The 18,009-nt window shown below is 47.7% G+C and carries 19 protein-coding genes; 1 reads left to right on the top strand and 18 read right to left on the bottom strand.

Annotated elements, in window-relative coordinates:
* Positions 1–85: 85 nt before the first annotated feature.
* Entirely contained in the window at positions 86–217 is a 132-nt protein-coding gene (locus M1D90_RS14775; RefSeq protein WP_023856733.1) for a hypothetical protein, read from the top strand.
* A 66-nt stretch (positions 218–283) separates the two neighbouring features.
* Here M1D90_RS14775 and M1D90_RS14780 read toward each other — a convergent pair whose 3' ends face one another.
* The 18 genes from M1D90_RS14780 to M1D90_RS14865 all read right to left on the bottom strand — a co-directional run bounded on the left by M1D90_RS14780 (position 284) and on the right by M1D90_RS14865 (position 18,008).
* A complete protein-coding gene (locus tag M1D90_RS14780; RefSeq protein ID WP_023856732.1) occupies positions 284–1,555 on the bottom strand; it encodes an MFS transporter in 1,272 nt (423 codons plus the stop codon).
* 51 nt (positions 1,556–1,606) lie between these two features.
* Positions 1,607–2,620, bottom strand: coding sequence for a zinc-binding alcohol dehydrogenase family protein (locus M1D90_RS14785; RefSeq protein ID WP_268509256.1), 1,014 nt, complete (start codon positions 2,618–2,620; stop codon positions 1,607–1,609).
* A gap of 25 nt (positions 2,621–2,645) precedes the next feature.
* Positions 2,646–3,494 carry an SDR family oxidoreductase gene (locus tag M1D90_RS14790; protein WP_456282854.1) on the bottom strand — a complete coding sequence of 283 codons (849 nt, stop codon included), beginning with the start codon at positions 3,492–3,494 and terminating at the stop codon, positions 2,646–2,648.
* A complete protein-coding gene (gene uxuA / locus M1D90_RS14795; protein WP_328066526.1) occupies positions 3,470–4,567 on the bottom strand; it encodes a mannonate dehydratase in 1,098 nt (365 codons plus the stop codon). The genes M1D90_RS14790 and uxuA overlap by 25 nt, the downstream gene beginning before the upstream one ends.
* Positions 4,568–4,587: 20 nt before the next feature.
* On the bottom strand, positions 4,588–5,604 hold the full coding sequence (locus tag M1D90_RS14800) for a zinc-binding alcohol dehydrogenase family protein (RefSeq protein ID WP_023856729.1): 1,017 nt from the start codon (positions 5,602–5,604) through the stop codon (positions 4,588–4,590).
* A gap of 12 nt (positions 5,605–5,616) precedes the next feature.
* Positions 5,617–6,303: a GntR family transcriptional regulator gene (locus M1D90_RS14805; protein ID WP_328066525.1), complete on the bottom strand. Its 687-nt coding sequence runs from the start codon at positions 6,301–6,303 to the stop codon at positions 5,617–5,619.
* 97 nt (positions 6,304–6,400) lie between these two features.
* A complete protein-coding gene (locus M1D90_RS14810) occupies positions 6,401–7,465 on the bottom strand; it encodes a peptidoglycan recognition protein family protein (RefSeq protein WP_023856727.1) in 1,065 nt (354 codons plus the stop codon).
* 52 nt (positions 7,466–7,517) lie between these two features.
* Positions 7,518–7,781 carry a phage holin gene (locus tag M1D90_RS14815; protein ID WP_026579849.1) on the bottom strand — a complete coding sequence of 88 codons (264 nt, stop codon included), beginning with the start codon at positions 7,779–7,781 and terminating at the stop codon, positions 7,518–7,520.
* A 14-nt stretch (positions 7,782–7,795) separates the two neighbouring features.
* Positions 7,796–8,056 carry a hemolysin XhlA family protein gene (locus M1D90_RS14820; RefSeq protein ID WP_023856725.1) on the bottom strand — a complete coding sequence of 87 codons (261 nt, stop codon included), beginning with the start codon at positions 8,054–8,056 and terminating at the stop codon, positions 7,796–7,798.
* Positions 8,057–8,142: 86 nt separating this feature from the next.
* Positions 8,143–9,318, bottom strand: a complete 1,176-nt coding sequence (locus M1D90_RS14825) for a hypothetical protein (RefSeq protein ID WP_025811599.1) — start codon at positions 9,316–9,318, stop codon at positions 8,143–8,145.
* Between the two features lie 147 nt (positions 9,319–9,465).
* Positions 9,466–9,852 (bottom strand): phage tail-collar fiber domain-containing protein, encoded by a 387-nt coding sequence (locus M1D90_RS14830; RefSeq protein ID WP_020451034.1) that lies wholly within the window; start codon positions 9,850–9,852, stop codon positions 9,466–9,468.
* A gap of 13 nt (positions 9,853–9,865) precedes the next feature.
* Positions 9,866–10,786, bottom strand: a complete 921-nt coding sequence (locus tag M1D90_RS14835; RefSeq protein ID WP_065643291.1) for a YmfQ family protein — start codon at positions 10,784–10,786, stop codon at positions 9,866–9,868.
* Entirely contained in the window at positions 10,773–11,816 is a 1,044-nt protein-coding gene (locus M1D90_RS14840) for a baseplate J/gp47 family protein (protein ID WP_095290098.1), read from the bottom strand. Before M1D90_RS14840 ends, M1D90_RS14835 begins: the two co-directional genes overlap by 14 nt.
* A complete protein-coding gene (locus M1D90_RS14845) occupies positions 11,809–12,234 on the bottom strand; it encodes a DUF2634 domain-containing protein (RefSeq protein ID WP_456282855.1) in 426 nt (141 codons plus the stop codon). The genes M1D90_RS14840 and M1D90_RS14845 overlap by 8 nt, the downstream gene beginning before the upstream one ends.
* 18 nt (positions 12,235–12,252) lie before the next feature.
* Positions 12,253–12,561 (bottom strand): DUF2577 domain-containing protein, encoded by a 309-nt coding sequence (locus M1D90_RS14850; protein WP_023856723.1) that lies wholly within the window; start codon positions 12,559–12,561, stop codon positions 12,253–12,255.
* Complete coding sequence (locus tag M1D90_RS14855) at positions 12,558–13,538, bottom strand: XkdQ/YqbQ family protein (protein WP_026579857.1); 981 nt, start codon at positions 13,536–13,538, stop codon at positions 12,558–12,560. Before M1D90_RS14855 ends, M1D90_RS14850 begins: the two co-directional genes overlap by 4 nt.
* Positions 13,539–13,594: 56 nt before the next feature.
* Positions 13,595–14,251, bottom strand: a complete 657-nt coding sequence (locus M1D90_RS14860; RefSeq protein ID WP_026579858.1) for a LysM peptidoglycan-binding domain-containing protein — start codon at positions 14,249–14,251, stop codon at positions 13,595–13,597.
* Positions 14,244–18,008, bottom strand: a complete 3,765-nt coding sequence (locus M1D90_RS14865; RefSeq protein ID WP_456282856.1) for a transglycosylase SLT domain-containing protein — start codon at positions 18,006–18,008, stop codon at positions 14,244–14,246. Before M1D90_RS14865 ends, M1D90_RS14860 begins: the two co-directional genes overlap by 8 nt.
* Between the last annotated feature and the right edge of the window lies 1 nt (position 18,009).

An 18,009-nucleotide genomic window follows, 5' to 3' on the forward strand; every position in this document is an offset into this window, starting at 1 on the left:
GGAAAATTCTCCCGTCCTTATTCCGTTTTCCCGTTTCATACATACAATAAACCAATCAACTAAAAGCGCTGAATTAGGTGATGCTGTGAAAAAACTGAAAAAACAAGTCAAACACGTCGATTTCGCAAAATTTGGCCTGTCAGACTATACCTCTCTTCTCAGAAGAAGAAGCGAGAAAATCATTAAAACGCTGAACAAAAGAAAAAACAAACCGTGAAGCCTGAACTTTCAACCTCCTTCCCTGCTGAGAAGGGGGTTTTTTATGCCTTCAGCAGTATGTGCATCATAAAGGATGCCCCTGTCCGCCTTCTGCAACAGATTGAGGCAGCTTCTCAGAACGTATCGGTTTCACAAACAAAGCGACGCAAATAGAACCTGCCACCGCCAGCCCTCCCGCAAGCAAAAAAGCGCTTGTGAAAGCCCCGGTATACTCGACGATGTACCCTGTAACGGTCGGACCGATAATACCGGACGTATTGGCAAGAAAGTGCATGAATCCGCTCACACCCCCGACCCTGTCCGGATGAACGATATCCTGTATAATCGCCCAGTATGTGATGCCGGTCAAATACAAAAAGAAAACCGATAGTGCGACAAGGGCAACAGCTCCAAACGCAGTCGTGACAAGCCCGGCAAATCCAATGCATACCGCCGCAGCCAAAAGGCAGCACACAAGCACGGCTTTTCTCGAAAACATCTGTTTGCCCGTCAGCTTGAACAGATAATCCGATATAAATCCCCCAAGCGCGAGACCGAGAAATCCGACAACCCACGGTATCATCGTTGCAACGCTCATATCGTGTATGCTCAGCCCCCGGGCTGACGTTAAATAGCTCGGAAACCACGTTAAGAAAAAGAATAAAATATAGTTGTAAGAAAAGAATGCGAACGCCGTAAACAGCACGGTCGGCTGCCTCAAATAAAAAGACAGCGGGATGCCGGTATCCTTTTTCGGACGCGCTTCTTTTTCAGGGGACAAACTGCGGGAGTCGTCCGGCTTATCTTTCATGAATTTCATCCAGAACCAAGTCCAGATAAGCCCGATGATCATGATCAACACAAAGGAAGCCTTCCACCCCCAATGGATCGCGATCAATCCGACGATCGGTCCTGAAATGGCTCCGCCGAGCGGCGTTCCGCACATCGTCATGCCAAGCGCCCTTGCTCTTTCTTTTTGCGGAAACCAATTGTTGACCGACTTGCTCGTTGCAGCTGACAGCGGACCTTCCCCCATGCCGAAAATGACGCGGATGATAAACAGTGAGACGAAATTATATGTCAGTGCAATGGCCCCGCTGAAAACCGACCATACGACCATTGCAGCCGACAGCGTATGTTTCGCTCCATACTTATCTGATGCCCAGCCGCCGATAAAATTAAAGATGGCATATCCGATGAAAAAACTGCTGAACAGCATGCCCATCTGCGCCGGACGTATGTTCAAATCTTCCTGAATAAAAGGAGCGGCGACAGACAATGCTGAACGATCCAAATAATTAATCACTCCCGCCAGAAAAAGCATCACGATGACAAACCCGCGGCCGTTTGAAAACATGGGCAACCCCCTCTTTCCGGAATTTAGAAAACGCTTTCATTTTATGTGGTATTACAGATGGATCAACACTTTCACAGGATTGGTTTCCGGAGCAAGTGCTGATTGAAATCCGTCAACAACATCGCGAAACGCAATCTGTCCGGTAACAAACCGGTTCGCATCCGCTCCGCCATCCCTGATGGCTTTTATCACCGTCTCAAAATCGCTTCTTAATGCGTTGCGGCTGGATAAAATGGTCAGCTCCCGCTTGTGGATTTCAGGATCGGGCATGACCAGATGGCCGTGAACCAGCCCAACATAGATCAGCCGGCCCCCGTGTGCGGCGTACTGATAAGCGCTGTTCATCGATCCAAGGTGCCCTGTCGCGTCAAAGACAGCCGCCGGATAGTCGCCGTTCGTCAACCGTTTGATCTCATCCGCCACATGTTCTCCCGCTAATACAACTTCATCGGCTTCAGCCCATTCACGGCTAAATGTGAGGCGCTCATTCCTGACATCCATCGCGATGACTTTCGCCCCCTTCAATTTTGCGAATCTCATCACGCTGAGCCCGATGGGACCCGCTCCAACGACAAGCACCGCTTCCCCTTTTTTGATATTTGCCCTTTCTGCAGCGTGGGCGCCGATGCTCAAACATTCAATGACAGCAGCTTCGCTGAGCGTCAATCCTTCTGTTTTTAACAGGTGGTCTGCCGGGATGTTTATGTATTCCCGCATGCCCCCGTCTGTATGAACACCGAGGACGTTCAGATTCACGCAGCAGTTGGGCCGGCCGTGCCGGCAGGCGATGCATGTTCCGCATTCCAAATAAGGAATAATTGACACTTGATCGCCAGGCTTAAGCGTTCCGCCGGTATCATCGATGCTGACAATTTCACCGGACAGCTCGTGTCCGAGCACCCTTGGATAAGAGAAAAACGGCTGTTTTCCGCAATAAGCGTGAAAATCGGTCCCGCAAATTCCGATCCGTTTGATGCGGACCAATGCTTCCCCATCCTTAAGTTCCGGTATTTTCACATCCGTCATTTTAAAATGATAAGGCTTTTCACACACAATCTGCTTCATGTATCGGCCTCCTTTATCGCATCGTTTAGACACCGGCATAAGCCGTAAACCCGCCATCCACCGGCACTGTTATACCGGTAACAAATCCGGACATATTCTCATCCGCCAGCCAAAGCAGCGTCCCCAGCAAATCTTCCGGGCTGCCGAAACGCTTCATCGGGGTGTGAGAGATGATCTTCTTTGCCCTGTCGGTAAATTCGCCGTTTTGATCAAGAAGAAGCCGTTCATTTTGATTGGTTAGGAAAAATCCCGGGGCAATGGAGTTGACCCTGATCCCCGTTTCGGCCAGATAGACGGCCAGCCATTTCGTGAAATTGTCGATGCCCGCTTTCGCAGCACTGTAAGCAGGCACTTTCGTCATCGGAGTTTGAGCGCTCATTGAAGAAATATTGATCACGGATGCCCCTTTTTGGTTCAGCATCATTTTTGCAAATTGCTGTGTTGGAATGAAAGAACCGAGGAAGTTTAAATTGAAAACAGAACCGACATCATCGCAGTTCAGATCAAATAATGTCTTGATGTTGTCCTGGAAGAGGTGCTCGGAGTTGAATGTTTCATCTGATGTCGTGCCATTGGGGTGATTGCCGCCGGCCCCGTTCACCAATAGATCACAGCCGCCGAATCGGTCGACCACAACGCGCTTCGCCCGTTCAACGCTTCGTTGACTGATGACATCACACTCAACGGCAATCGCTGCGCCGCCGGCTTTTCGAATAGCTTCGGCCACGAGTTCTCCTTTTTCAACGGTTCGATTAAGAATGGCAACATTCATACCCTGCCGGCCGAGCTCTCTCGCCATCGCGCCGCAAAGCACCCCGCTGCCGCCTGTGATGACCGCAGTTTTCCTCGCTAAATTTTCATGGATTTCAAGCATTTTGAAGCCCCCTGTTCTTCTCTATTAAGCGAATCCCATATGCCCCATAAATACATGATACCGAGCGCCCTGTCATACAGACCGTAGCCGGGCCTGCACTTTTCATCCCAAATGTGGCGGCCGTGATCCGGACGCACATAGCCTGAAAAACCTGTTTCATGATAGGCTTTGACAATCCCGCAAATGTCAACTGTGCCATCTTTTGTTCTGTGCGATGTTTCGATAAAATCGCCGTTTTCGTAGACTTTGACGTTGCGGATATGGGCAAATGGAATCCGGTTGGCATACGCATGGATCATGGCGGTAAGATCATTTTCGGGATTTGCGCCCAATGAACCGCTGCACAGTGTCACGCCATTCGCCGGATGATCGACAAGCTGTAGCAGCCGCCCGATGCTTTCTCCTGAGGTCATGATGCGCGGGAGTCCGAAAACCGGCCACGGCGGATCATCGGGATGGATCGCCATTGTGATTCCGCAGCGTGCGGCGGTTGGAATGATGTGTTCAAGAAAATAGTGAAGATGTCTCCACAGATCCTCCTCCGTCACATTTTGATAGGCTTCAAACAGCCTTGTCAGATGCTCCAGCCGCTCCGGTTCCCAGCCCGGCATCGTGAATTCGGGATGCTTGGCGATTTGATCGACAAGCGCAAAAGGATCGATTGTGTGCACCTTTGCGTGCTCATAAAACAGAGCGGTGGAACCGTCTGGAGCCTTTTTGTATAAATCGGTCCGCAGCCAGTCAAATACAGGCATAAAATTGTAGCAGATCACTTTTACGCCGGCTTTGGCCAAATTTTCAATCGTTCGCTTGTATTTTTCAATATACAGATCTCTCGTCGGCAGCCCGAGCTTAATATCCTCATGAATGTTAACGCTTTCAACAACTTCAATGTGAAAACCGTGCTGTTCACACTGCCGCTTCACTTCTAACATTTCTTCCAATGGCCACTCTTCACCTGGCGGCTGATGATGAAGCGCCCAAACGATCCCCTCTACACCGGGAATTTGCCTGATCTGCTCAAGGGTGACGGAGTCGTTTCCTTCTCCATACCATCTGAAAACCATTTTCATCACACTTCCTCCTCACCGATTCAATAAGATAAAATGATCTTTGTGACCTGATGGGGACAGTTTTTCGCTTTTTTCAACGCCTCTTCTATTTCTGTAAAAGGCATGATCTCAGTGACAAAAGATCGGGCTATTTCGGGGTTTTCATTCAAAAATTGAATGACGTCGGGAAATTGATTGACACTGTGTTTTGTTCCATAAATTTCAATATCTTTCTTTGTGAGAAGAAGACCCGGAATCGTCACATTTTCCCCCGTTAAGCCGACAATGACAATGCGCCCGGCGGCAGCTGCCAAATGGACGGATTGCTCAATCGTCGCGGGAATCCCGGCCGCTTCGAACACAATCCCCGCTCCTTCTCCGTCTGTCAGCTTCAGAATCATTTGCTCGGCATCCTCTTCACCAGGCTGTATAACGGCATCCGCACCGAATGCTTCGGCAAGCTCAAGCCTTTCCCGTACGGGATCGACAGCGATTACACGGGAGTCAAAGCGCTTTTTAAGCTGTGCCAAAATCGTTAACCCGATCGGACCCATTCCCAATATGACAATCGTTTCGCCTGTTTGAATAGCTGCCCGCCGAACCGCCTGCGCTCCGATGGAAAACGGCTCGCACAACGCTGCGGCTGCAAAATCCATTTGCTCAGGAATCGGATGGACATGCGTTTCCGGGACAATGATAAAATCAGCGAAGCCTCCTCTGCGAACCGATCCGATCATATCGATGTTCACACAGGCGTTTGTCCTCCCTTTCCGACAAGGGTAACAGCCTCCGCACGGAATAGCCGGTTCAATTACGACCCTTTCGCCCGCGGATCGCTCCCTCACCCCGGCCCCCGTTTTTTCAATGATGCCTGCGAGCTCATGACCAAAAATCTGAGGGTACTGTGCATATGGATTTGAACCGTCGTAAAAATGCACATCACTGCCGCAAATCCCGGCGGCCTTTACCTTGACAAGGACTTCGCCGCTGGCCGGTTCGGGACGCGGAACGTCGCGAAATTCAATTGAAAATGGCTTCGTCATCACCGCAGCTTTCACATCACCACTCCTTTAAAAGCGCTTACTTTTGAAATAACCGGGAAACTCATTAATGAGCATCTGTTTATCAACGATGACCAGCTGCAAATGCTCCTCGGCAATTTTCTTAGCTTTCGCCTTCTGTTTTGTTCGAATCGCTTCTGTTAATGCCCCGTGCTGCTGATGAATGGTATTCCAGTTAAAATCGGCGGCAAGCCTTAATAAACGGATTCTTTGGAAGGGAACGTTCATCTGCTGAATCGCAGCCCAAACATTCGCTTTTCCGCAGCCTTCAAAAATCGCCTGATGAAAAGCTTCATCCAATTCAAACAAACTTTCATAGTTTTTCTGTGCAATCGATAATTCCTGCATCTTCACATTCTGCTCCAACTTAAACATAGCTTCCTCCGGAAAGTCTTCACACGCCAGTTCAGCTACAGCCTTTTCCAGGTTTTCCCGCATAAACCTCGCTTCCTCCACCAGATCAAGATCAATTAGCGATACGCGGGTTCCTTTCTGCGGATAGACTTCGAGAAGCCCTTCTCTCGACAGCTGCAAAAAAGCCTCTCTGACCGGAGTGCGGCTGACTTCATACCGTTCTGAAATCTCTTTTTCCGATATCAGCTCACCCGGCACAAGCCGAAACTTCATGATTTCTTCCTTCAGCATCCGATAGATTTGGTCTCTGACAGACCGCGGGTTTAACTGTTTCATTGTCATGACTCTCACCTCCTCTCTGCCATACTACCATACAAGTATGGTTGTGAATATATATTTTTGAAAATTTTAAAAATATAAAGGAACTTTAAAAGTTCCTTTATTTCAAGAGAGCAAGGATTTTCGCTTTTGTCTTCGGTCCGTATATTCCGTCCGCCCCCAAACCGTACATCAACTGAAAACGTTTCACCGCGTTTGCCGTCTTCACTCCGTAGTATCCGTCGATCCCGTGGTTTTTGGCCCCTTTATCAGGGTAATAATAAAGAGCCGCAAGGGCTGTCTGAATTTGTGTGACGGCCGTTCCTTTCATCAGCGGGCTTTTCACCTTATAAATGCCGGCGGGAAGAGTCCATGTCTTGCTCTTACCGCCCGCTGACGCTTCAGCGGCTGTGAGGGCTTTTTCAGTTGCCGGGCCGTAAATGCCATCGGCTTTAATTCCCGCTTTCTTTTGTAAAGAAGCAACCGCTTGCACCGTCTCGTTTCCGTAGCTTCCGTCCGCCCCGTATTTGGGCAGCGAAAAACCGGCCGCGATCAAGCGCGTTTGCAGCTTTTTCACATGAGCGCCTGACATTCCTTTTTTGAGTATAATGCCCGACGATGAGCTTGTTTTGCTGGTGGAGGCAGCCGACACGGATACGGTTTTCGTTCCCAAAAGGGCGTCTACTCTTTTACGGAAAGCTGACAATTGGCCGGCATCTTTCACCCACGGGGTTGGACAGCTTTTGTTGGTGACATCGTAATGGCGGACAATCCGATCTGTGGACAAACCGTATGTCTTGCACAAATCAGCTACAAGCTCTGCCGCATTGCGAATCGTCTTTTCATGGATGGTACCGTCTTTTTCCACGCACATTTCGACCCCGAGCGCCATGGTATTGGCATTCGGCTTCAGGAAGCTGACATAGCAGCGGTTTTGATCATGCGCATGATAAGCGACTTCCTGATCGGGAATAACATGCTGTGCCTCATGGCGGTCGACAAAATAGTGAGCCGAGGCATAACGCTTGTCAATAATGCAAGTGCCATTGAAATAATTGCGCTCATTTAAAGCGGAAGCCCCGGGCGTCGCCGTCCAATGCATGACAATTCCATTGACTGCCGCAAGCTTCAGCCCGGGACGGGTGTATTGATTGACTTTTACAAAGTTCTTGATGACTTTGACCAAACTTCATCATTCCTTTTCACATTCAATTCAGAAAGCCGCCTCAAAGACGGCTTCATTTCGTTAAACCTTTTTTCTGTAAAACCTCTTGTTGCATTTTCCCTTTGCTCGTCACATAGTTGTTCTTATACCAGGCAACCAGTGATGCAACGATCGTAAAAGCCGCAGACCCTGCCGAATACAGGGCATCCGCCAATGTATGAATCTGATCTTCGGCGACCGGTAAAACCGGCTTTCCAAACATGATCAACGTCTGATTGACCAGCGCAATAAAAAGAAGCACCGTCCTGACGACCGTGCCTTTGTCGATATGTTTCATCATCTTGTCCTCCCTTATTTCTGCAATAAATTATAAAAAACAGCGATCGCTCCGCCGATGATGCCGGTGCTGACCGCTGTAATGATCGCGCCTGTGATGCTGCGCTTGATCCAAGTTGTATTCTCTTCGATTTTGTTCAGTTTTTCGTTAATTGAGATGATTTGCTGATCGTGGCGGTCTGATGTTCGTTCGAGTGTGCTGACGCGTTTTTCGAGTATTTTTTGCCCGGACTTTAATTCTGTAATCTCTTTCTGAAAAATATCGTTTGATTGCACCGTCTCTTATCCCCCTTTACACATGTACTCGACATTCATTATGCCGACAAAAAAGTATGATATCAAAATGTATAACCCCTTACTTTTTAAAGGGGAATCACTTCATCTAAACCATAAGATGTAATGTTCTCAAGTTTATCTGCAATCTGGCCTTCCAATCTCATATTTCCATCAGGTTCAATATATAACTTAGTCATCCCTGTGGTACCGAAAATCGGAACAATTCTGCTTCGAAATTTTGACGGCCGATAGGCTTCCGGAAGTGTCCCAAAAACAACACCCCTTTTTGTCACAATTTCCCCCTCTAATATTAGAAGTCCGCCTATTAAACCACAACGCACCTTTCGATCACCATGGGAAGCTCCGTTCTTAAGGGGAACTTCGGTCCAGGCAGGCTCTAAATCAGCAGCTGTTATAATTCGCTTCCATCCCTTAAAAATTCCATCAGTATGAACAGATCCATGCCATAATGTATTATCATAAGTCCGCCATGCATATATTGTTTTTCGTTCTAAATCAGCCTCAATGACATCATAGGTAAACCAGGAACTATCTTGAACCGGGTTATTTTGTACCTCATTCCCTAATGCAACATAAAATCCGGTCGGCAGTTTTAAAATATCTGCTCCACTTTGCAATCTTGTCCTTGAACCTTGATCATTCGTTAACTTGTATAATTGTCCGCTACTCCATTTTTTACGTTCTTGTTCGGAAATATGAAGGTCGGGGTTGTCCGCATGAGCATCCACTTTTGTTTGAGACCCTGCTGTTGTTTCCAATTCCGTCCATTCCGTCCATTTACCCCCCAAAATTGATTTTCGATAGGTTTTATTTGCTCTGTCAAAAGCGATGATTTGTCCTTCATTTCCCTCAGAATTACATGTCCAAATTCCTCTGATAGAAGGACCAGGTCCGTTTAGTGCCCCTGACTCCGCCGTAAAGTGAATAAGTCCTGTATGCTGAGGGAGGACAACATGAAAATCTTCATTTTCATGAATATTAATTTTCCCTTGCCCATCTTCCTGAGTAATATTAAACAGTTGACTTTCATTCCACCTGTGTCGATCATGTTCTGTAATATGCAGTGTGCCGTCTTTCACATGTGAATCCAGCTCTTTTTTTGTTGCTGTTTTTTGATCGATCTCATCAATATAGTTTACAATCAGTTGATCATTTTCATTGAGCTGATCGACAACTTTATTAAAAAGATCAGCATGGGCACGATCTGTTGTTTTAAAACTCATTGGTTTTTTTATATCCATCCTGTTTTCGCCTCTCATTCAATTGTGATGACTATTGCTGTATTTTTTTAGGTTTGGCACCACTCTGGTGTATTTGCTTCTTATTTAGGATAAAAAAACAGGAACCTGGCGTCTCGGTTTTTGGATGTCCACCTTGTTTCAGCTCCTTTAATAAATGTCGTCGATTTCGAAGACGAACTCGATGTCGCCGTCTTTTTGCTTGTCTGTCATCGTTCTGACCGCTGTGAATTTTCCGGCTTCATCGACAAGGGCAAGCTCGTTGATCGTCTCTCCTGCCAGTTCGCTTTCTCCCAAAGTGCATGTATAGCGGACTTTCGCCGGTTCCATGAAGACAAAGCCGTCGATTTCCTTTTGCAAGAGTTCGTTTTTCAGCGCCTGTTCGTTGCCCTGTAAAGCAACGGGTTCACCTTTATCGTTTGTACCTCCGTTTCCGAAAGCCATTTTTGTGATTTTGGTGAGCTTGCCCCCCTCAGCCCGTGCTTTTGCCATTTGCTGTCTCGCATAAAGCGTTGTCACTGTTAATTGTTGTGCCATTTTGATTTCTCCTTTACAATGCGATTTTTTGCGCCGCTGCTGCCAGCTGCTTCGTTCCGTCGAGCAAAAATGCGCCGTTTAACGTCCACCACTTCTCCCTCATTTCTAGCGCGCCTGCTTGCTTAAATTCATGCTCGCATTTGCAGCTAATTTTGAAGGACTGGATCTGTTTGTTTTGATTGGTAATGCCGGTTTTCATGCCTGCTTTTGTTTGCTGTTTCCGCCGGTTTTCAGCGGCCGCCTTTATCGTCAAGCTCAAGGCGGACCGGATATATTGCCGCTTCTTGTGGCGCAGTGTGAGCTGCTGTTTAAACCTGCGGGGCAGACCGTCGATTTCTCGAAAACCGTTCAAGTAGAATGAATCATCAAGCAGATACTGTCCGTCCAAATAAACCGGTATCGTACCGAAAAATCGGTTTTTGCTTCTTAAAACAAGTCTGTTATGAATGCTTTTCGGCGGCCGATATTCATAATGAAACCCGCCCCGGAATGTATAAGCCAAATGGGCGGGCTTCATATGATTGACAGTTTGAATGATCGAAGGTATAAACTGCAGATCCTCACCGTTTACGCTCAGCAAAAAATGATACCGTCCGGCCGTCAGTCTGACGGATGCGGACGGCTGTTTTAAAAAGGCATTGACTGCGCGCTCGATCGAGCGCGCAGTAATCGGCGGAATATTGGACATCTTGGTTAACAGTCGTGCCCTTCGAATATTAACGCCGTCTGAAGCCTCGCGTCTGACATTCAAAATCTTTTCCCACCTGTCCAGCCCCCATGTGGCCGTCGTGACGAAAAGCTGGTCTGTTATATCGAAAATCTCTTGATTTTGCTTCTCAAATTCTGGCGCCTCGGCCGCTAAAATATCTTGGATCTCCCGGATTTCCGTCAAGTATGGCGGCAGATGAAAAGCCATTTCATCAATCTTGCTCAATGATGGTCACCTGCCCCAGCTTTGGAATTTCCGTTTCTGTCAACTGCAGATTTTTCGCTTCCCCGTTGATGAAGACTTCCGAATAGTCACTGACAGAGGACGATTCATAGATCATGTTGTTGATCTGCGAGAGACGGATGACGCTTTCTTTAAAGGCCATTTCTTTAAACAACGCTGTGATTTTTTCTACAATTTCCTGTTTGGCTTCATCGATCGTCCGGCCTGATTCAGGAATGATTTTTGCAGATATGCTGACGTCTTTCCAGACCGCACTTTCAACCGCAGTATAAGCTCCGATCGGCGCCATACCTTCCCCTTTTCCCGGATCGGGATCGATATATTGCTTGACTCTTTCGATTAATGCATCAGAGGCAGGTTCCATTTTCGCGTTTGTAATGACAACCTTTACGGTTCCCTCGCCATTCCACAGCGGAAAGACCTTCGCTTTGCCCACGCCGTCCACTTCTTCGGCCCATTGTTTGTAATGCATCTGATTCGCGCTGACCGCTTCGCGGCGGACGCGGATCAAATACCTTTCATACAGCGATTCATCCGTCTCCTCATCACGGCCGGGAATTTCAAGACTTCCCATAACCGCCTTTTCAAGCCCTGGAATGGTATCGAGCGGAAGTAAAGGCCGCCCCGACAGATTGGCGTTTCCTTTTGTCCCGGCCGTTTCACATTCAAGCTTGCCGTCTTCGAGCATGGTAAAATATAAGTCTTCCAGAAAGAAGCGGGTTCCGGTGGGAACTGATACTCCATCCGTAAAGGCTGCTGACCAAATAGCTTTGGACGCTTGATAGCGCTCAAGACCGGCCTCAGCCGCCCTTCTGTCCAAATATTCGCCCTCAGCCGTATCCGCATAAACCAAATTCAGCACTTGATCAAGCCAAATATAAGAAAGCGCCAGCTCGGCAGCTGCCGGGGCAAGCGCATTCCAAATAACGCTGTTTTCACGCTTGTCAATCTCATCCGAAACCCGCTCAAGCATGCGTTCCATAATCTCTTCAAATGTCTGGTTTTCAAACATCTTCCCCTATCACCTCCTCGATTTCCAATGTCCCTTCATCGGTTTCAACCGAAAAAGACACATAGAAGGCATCACCTTGACGCTCAATCTCGAAATCGGTTACCGCAGAAATTCGGTCGTCATATATGAGGGCTTCCTCGATCAGTCTCGGTATCTCCATTTCTTTATAAGCGTCGGTCGTTTCATGATCTGAAAGAACCTCCTGCAGTTCATTTCCGATATTATGGCTGTAAACGGCATATGTGTAGCGCTCAGTTCTCAGCGCCATGTAAACCATTTGTTCCATCGCTGCGAGTCCTGAAATCATATCACCTGTCATCCTGCCTGTTTCAAAATCAATTTTGTACGTTTTTGAAGTCTCAATCACTTCGCTGTCATCATCGATATCTTCAAAAGATACTTCCGGTGAAAGAGCCATCCGAGCCACCTCCTACTCCTACACTCTGTCTATCACGAAAAACGACTGCCCTCCAGGCATGGCGGCAATCATCACGTGGTCGCCGGCATGCAATTGGCTGTAAAAGCGAATCGTTTTGTCTTCTCCGTCAATCCGGATCTGTTCCGTATGTTCTGTCAAATGCCTGGCCACCACCAGTAAGTCGGAGGGGATCACCAATTTATCATGATTGCGGAGCTTCAGCTTGAGCGGAGAAGCGGACACGACTTCAGCCGGCATGACATCAACAGGCGATTCAGCGTTTACGGCTCCAAGAGCCAGCTCTTTTATCGCATCGCTTAATTTCATGAAGTCGCTCCTTCAGGTATTGTATTTTTCGCGACGACATCAATCGTCATCACATGCTTTGTCCCTGCAAAATCGTGTTTATCTTTATCAACCCAATAGGTTTCTTTAATGCCCGCTTCCGGAATCGATATATAAACCGGCAGTCCGCTTTGGACTTCCGGTATACCGAGCGCCTGTATGCTTTTTAGCTCTTTTTTGACGCCTTTCTTTTCAGCCTGTATCTTCTTCGCCCGGTCGCGCAGCTGCGCCTCGTTAATATCATCCGAAACCGTTTCTGTATACTGGAGAATGCCGTATCTTTTCATACCGGCTTCATCACTGGCTGATGCGGTATAGGTTTTGTTATCTTTCTGCTTTCTCAGCTTCACCCGGGTTGCCGTTTCATCGATTGACGTACTGTAAGCGTAGTCCGTAATGTTCACACCTGTTTCCAAAACCCAGATATCCTCCGGCTCGGGCCATGCTCTTAAACACAGCTTTCCCTTTTCGGCATACAGCTGATAGTTTTTTCCGGTTTGCTTTTTTGTTTCCCTCAGCGCTTTTAAGATGATGTCATACAGGCTCGTATTGTCTTTAAAGACGAGTGATTTAATCGTATGTCCGGTGCTTGCGATCGCGCCTTTGGGAATTTGAAAATCGTTCGCAATTCGTTTGACAATGTCAGCGGCCGTTTTGTTCGAGAATACATAAACATCCTGGTTTTTCACCAAGTACTGAAGCATGTCGTACGCTTTAAACGTGAGCGTGTATTCTTTCGGCACCCTGCTGAACACAATTCCGCGAAACAGTTCTTTTCCTTTCCATTTAAATAAAACGGTATCGCCTTCCTGCACGCTGTAATATTTATGGCTTCCCTGCTTGATCACAATCGACGCTTCGATCGAACGAGGCGCCTGGTACCTTTCTCCTTCCAATGTGACGCTTTCGGTGACAAGTTCATACCATTCGCTTTCTTTTATGACAAATAATTCGATCATCGCTATCCCCTGCTTTTGATTTAACAGAAAAACGCCGGTTCACCCGGCGCATCGTTTTATGGTATTTTCAGCTTTTGCCCCGGAAAAATCCAGTGCCCCGGCTGTTTGATGTTTCGCTTGCTTCGTTTGATCATCGCCTGTTTGTTCGCGTTCCAAATTTTCCGCCATTCCTGGCTGTTTCCGTAAAAACGGCCTGCGATGTGCCAGAGCGTATCGCCTTTTTTGACGGTGTACATTTTTGGAGCCGGTTTGGACGGCCGTTTTTTCTTCGTTTTCTTTTTTTGCTTGATCTTCCGAGGTGATGCTGTTTGATACTCTTTTAATGTGAGATCAAAATCCCGGTCACCGATATCCTTTTCACCCTCACGATGCGAAAAGTTTTCGATGCTGCATGTGAAATTGATCTTCGTGCCCGTGACGAGAAATTGAACCGTTTTTTTTGCTTTCATCCACTTCTCGATTTTGAGAATCGCGTTCTCCGGCGAAAGAAACCCTTTATATTCCGCAAGCGGAGAATACTTTTTCGGAAAATGAGACGAAAATGAAATCGTCTTTGCTCCCGGTTCATTGATAAATGTAACCTCGCCGAACTTTGACACCTTTACAGACTCGTTCGCAAGATTATTGCTGACGTCAAGCTGCTCGGGAAGCACAGGGAGGCGCAGCTTTTCCTTTCCTTGCGTCAGCCAAAATTCGTACACGGATTTAGTCATAAGCTACGCTTCCTTTCGTCCCAATATGAATATCCCGTTCAAGCTCATCGACAAGAGCGCGCTTGATTTTCGCAATCAATGTTTCCTGGTCGCGTTCACTGTGATAATGATTGTCGCCGGTAATATAGATGTTGACTTCTTTGGCGCCGTTTCCAGCCGGCTGCCGGGATCGGGCCCCGCCTGCGGTGGCTGCAGCCGCCTGACCGCTTGAAATGGAACCGGATCCTTCAGCGGGGTTATGCACTTCCATTCCGAGCGCGCCTGCAGCCCGTTGAAGCAAATATCTGCCGCGGATGCCGCGTTCTTCGGGAATGATCCATTCGCGCTTGCCGCCTTCACCCACGCGGGCGATCTGCTCGCTAGTGATCAGGCCGCCGTTGGCATAGCCTTTATAAGCTCCGCCTCTTGCCATGCTTTTAATCCCCGGCGTGTTAAATGGCGACCCGTATCGTGATTTGATGTAATTGATGGCCGCTACCGCGTTGTGAACAGGATTGAAAATATCATTCATTCCTTTTCCTTTGTACGCATTAAACGTTTGGCCGATCGTCTGCATCAAACCTCTGCTCGGGTCTCCCCGCTTGGCGTTAATGTCCCAGCCGTTAGAGGCGCGCGGATTTCCGCCGGATTCCTTTTGAGCAATGACAGAAAGCGGCTGCAGCCACGACGCCGGTGAACCGGTAGCCATGATCGCCTGCATTAGCCACGACTTTACATTTCCACCGACGGCTCCGATTCCGGAAAACGCAGCTGCCAGTGAGCCCGCTTGTTTTTCCGCAAAACTTTTGACATCGACAGAACTTAAACCTTTGACAATCCCAACCGACGCAAAACGCCCAAGATTCATCATTACCCGGGACGGAGAATGAATATCCAGCTCTTCGCGGAACGCTTTTTCCACTTTTTTCGCTAAGTTTTTTGCAGCTTGAGAAACTTCGCTGCCTTTTCCATTCATGCCGCTGATAAAGTGTCCGACCATGCCTGATCCCCAGCCTGTAGCCGACTGTTTTGAATCAAGGAACGGCTTGTTGATATTTTTATCAACATACTGCGATGTCCCGGTCGGTGTTGCATTTTGCCCGGAAGCGAAGTTTTTGACTGTATTTGCGCCCCAGGAAGATGACGTCTTCACCGTTGTTTGATAAGGCGTATTTACTTTTGCTTGAAGAAAACCGCCCGTTCCGGTCGCGGTAGCATTTTGCCCGGAAGCAAACCCGGTGACCGCCTGTTTTCCGTAATTAGACGATTCTGCCGGCAGGCTGCTAAACGGCTTGCTGATGTTTTTTTGCTTCCATTGATCAAGGGAAGGAGCGTTTGAGCCGATCCCTTTGTCAAAGCCGTCGGTGAATTCCCGGCCGAAAGCCTGCGCCTCTGCCGTTATATTCCCGACGCCGACAGCAGGCGACACAGAAGCCGAATATGAAGCGGTGCTTGAAACCGGAGAAGAAGCTCCCCCGTCTCCCGCCGCGGCCCCCATGTCGTCAACAACGCGCATGCCGAGCTTAGTCGCGGCCTGGGCAAGCAGCATCTTCCCGCGTCCCCGGTTGTTTTCCGTCGGGATGACAAATTCGTTTCCGGCTTCACCGATCCAGGAGATGGTCGGTTTTGTGATGTAGCCGCCTGTTGCATTTTTATCAGGATTATCTCCTGTCATGAAGTTGATGACGGCATCAATACCACCGCCAACCTTATCCCATATTTTGCCTACCCATCCAAATGCTTTCTCAAAACCGTCGCTGATCAATCCGGCAATCTTTACAATTGGCTTTTGAATATTTTTCTCAAACCAGCCGGCGACGCCTTTCCAAATGTCTGTTACCGTTTTTTTGGCCGCTTGAAATTTTTCTCCAATGGCTTCTTTTACGGTTGAAAACGTATTTTTTAACGGATTCCAAACCGTATTCATAAACCATGTGGAAACCGCGCCCCAAACTCTTTTGATCATGTTCCATGTAAATTGAAAACGATTCCAAATTCCAGTTGCCACTTCAATGACTTTTGAAACTACGGGATTCCAAACGTTTTCCGCAAACCAGCCGGCGACCGCCGTGAATGTCTCTTGTATCATCGTCCAGGCCGTTGTCAGCTGATTCCAAATCCCTGTCGCTACTTCAATGACTTTGCCGACAACCGGATCCCAGACATTTTCTGCGAACCAGCTGGCGACAACCATGAATGTTTCCTGAATCATCGTCCAGGCTGTTGTCAGCTGATTCCAGATCCCTGTCGCTACTTCGATCACCTTGCCGACAACAGGATTCCAGACATTTTCCGCAAACCAGCCCGCCACTGTCATGAATGTTTCCTGAATCATCGTCCAAGCTGTTGTCAGCTGATTCAAAATCCCTGTCGCTACTTCAACCACCTTACCGACAACAGGATTCCAAACGTTATCTGTAAACCATCCTGCTATCATCGACCAGTTTTCTTGAATGGCCCCGAGCGCCTCAGCCGATTTATCTTTTATCGTATTCCATGCTTTCTCGACACCGCCATTGTCATCGAACATCTTCCCGAAATATTCACCGATGCTTGAGCCGCCCATGCTTCCGACCATACCTCCAATGGCACCGCCGATTGCCGTTCCCCCCACAGGGAGAATCGCTGTGCCAATTGCAGCTCCTGCTGCTGCGCCAGCTAAACCGCCGCCAATTCCTCCGCCTGCCGAACCGACTTTTTCACCTGCGTTTTCTTTGTTCATATCCATTAACTCAGTCGCTGATAAAAGCGCTCCAGCATATGGGAGGGCTTTGCCTCCAACTTTCCCCACTTTTCGAAGACCTTTCATAAACTTGCCGCCGGATCTGTTTCTTCCCGATCTTGTTTCTCCATTAGTAGTGGTTTCTTCACTTCCTGGCCTGCTGCTTGTTGCAGGTTCATTGATTATAGAACCTCCGCCTCCCCCACAGCAGCAACAACCGCCTCCACTTTCTTCACCTTTAAACAGCTTACCGAGGATGGCATCAAATGATTTGTCCCAAATCTTCTCCGGCAGCCCCTTCACCCAGTCAACAAATTTTTCTTTACCCCACTTTAGAATTTTAGTCCATACGGCCTCAGCTTTCCCATCCGAATCTTTGCTGTCTTCTTTTTGTTCCGTTTTTACAATTGCGTCAATTTTAAGGATACGTTTGGCCTCGATGCTGTTAAGCTTTTTTTGCAAGGCATTCATTTTCGCGGTGGCCTGGTCGTTAATCGTAAGGGTGGCTTGATATTCCCTTGCTAAATGATTATTCAAATAGGAGGAAATCCTGCTGGCTGTCTGGGTGATTTTATCAATGACATAGAGCGTTGCAGAGTATCCTTTTTGCAATACACCCTTCATGTAGCCGGAAATTTTTTGAACAGCCGGGGTGACTCGGTCGTTAACGGCTGCAGTTAAGAAGTATTCAGCTGATGACAAATCAGACATGATGCTTCTGATCTTTTGAATGCCCGGTGTTGCCTGATCATTTATTACAATTGAAAATTGATAATTGCCAGGCAGCTTTTGCTTAAGCTGATTTGAAATATTGTCAATCGTTTTGCCGGCTTTATCAACTGCTGAAATTTCAAGCTGCCATGATTTCAAGTTGGCTTTTAAGAAAACATTAAGTTTTTTCAATGTTTTCTCTGCTGTTTTCGTTTTTATTTTCATTGCGAACGGGCGGCTGAGTTTTTTTCGTCTTTTTTCCAGGTCTTTAAACCCCTTCTGAATCCTTCGCAGCTTCTTAGATACCCGGTCTTCAAGGTCAAAACGTGCCGTCAGTTTTGCCATG

The organism is Bacillus sp. JZ34 (assembly GCF_053903205.1).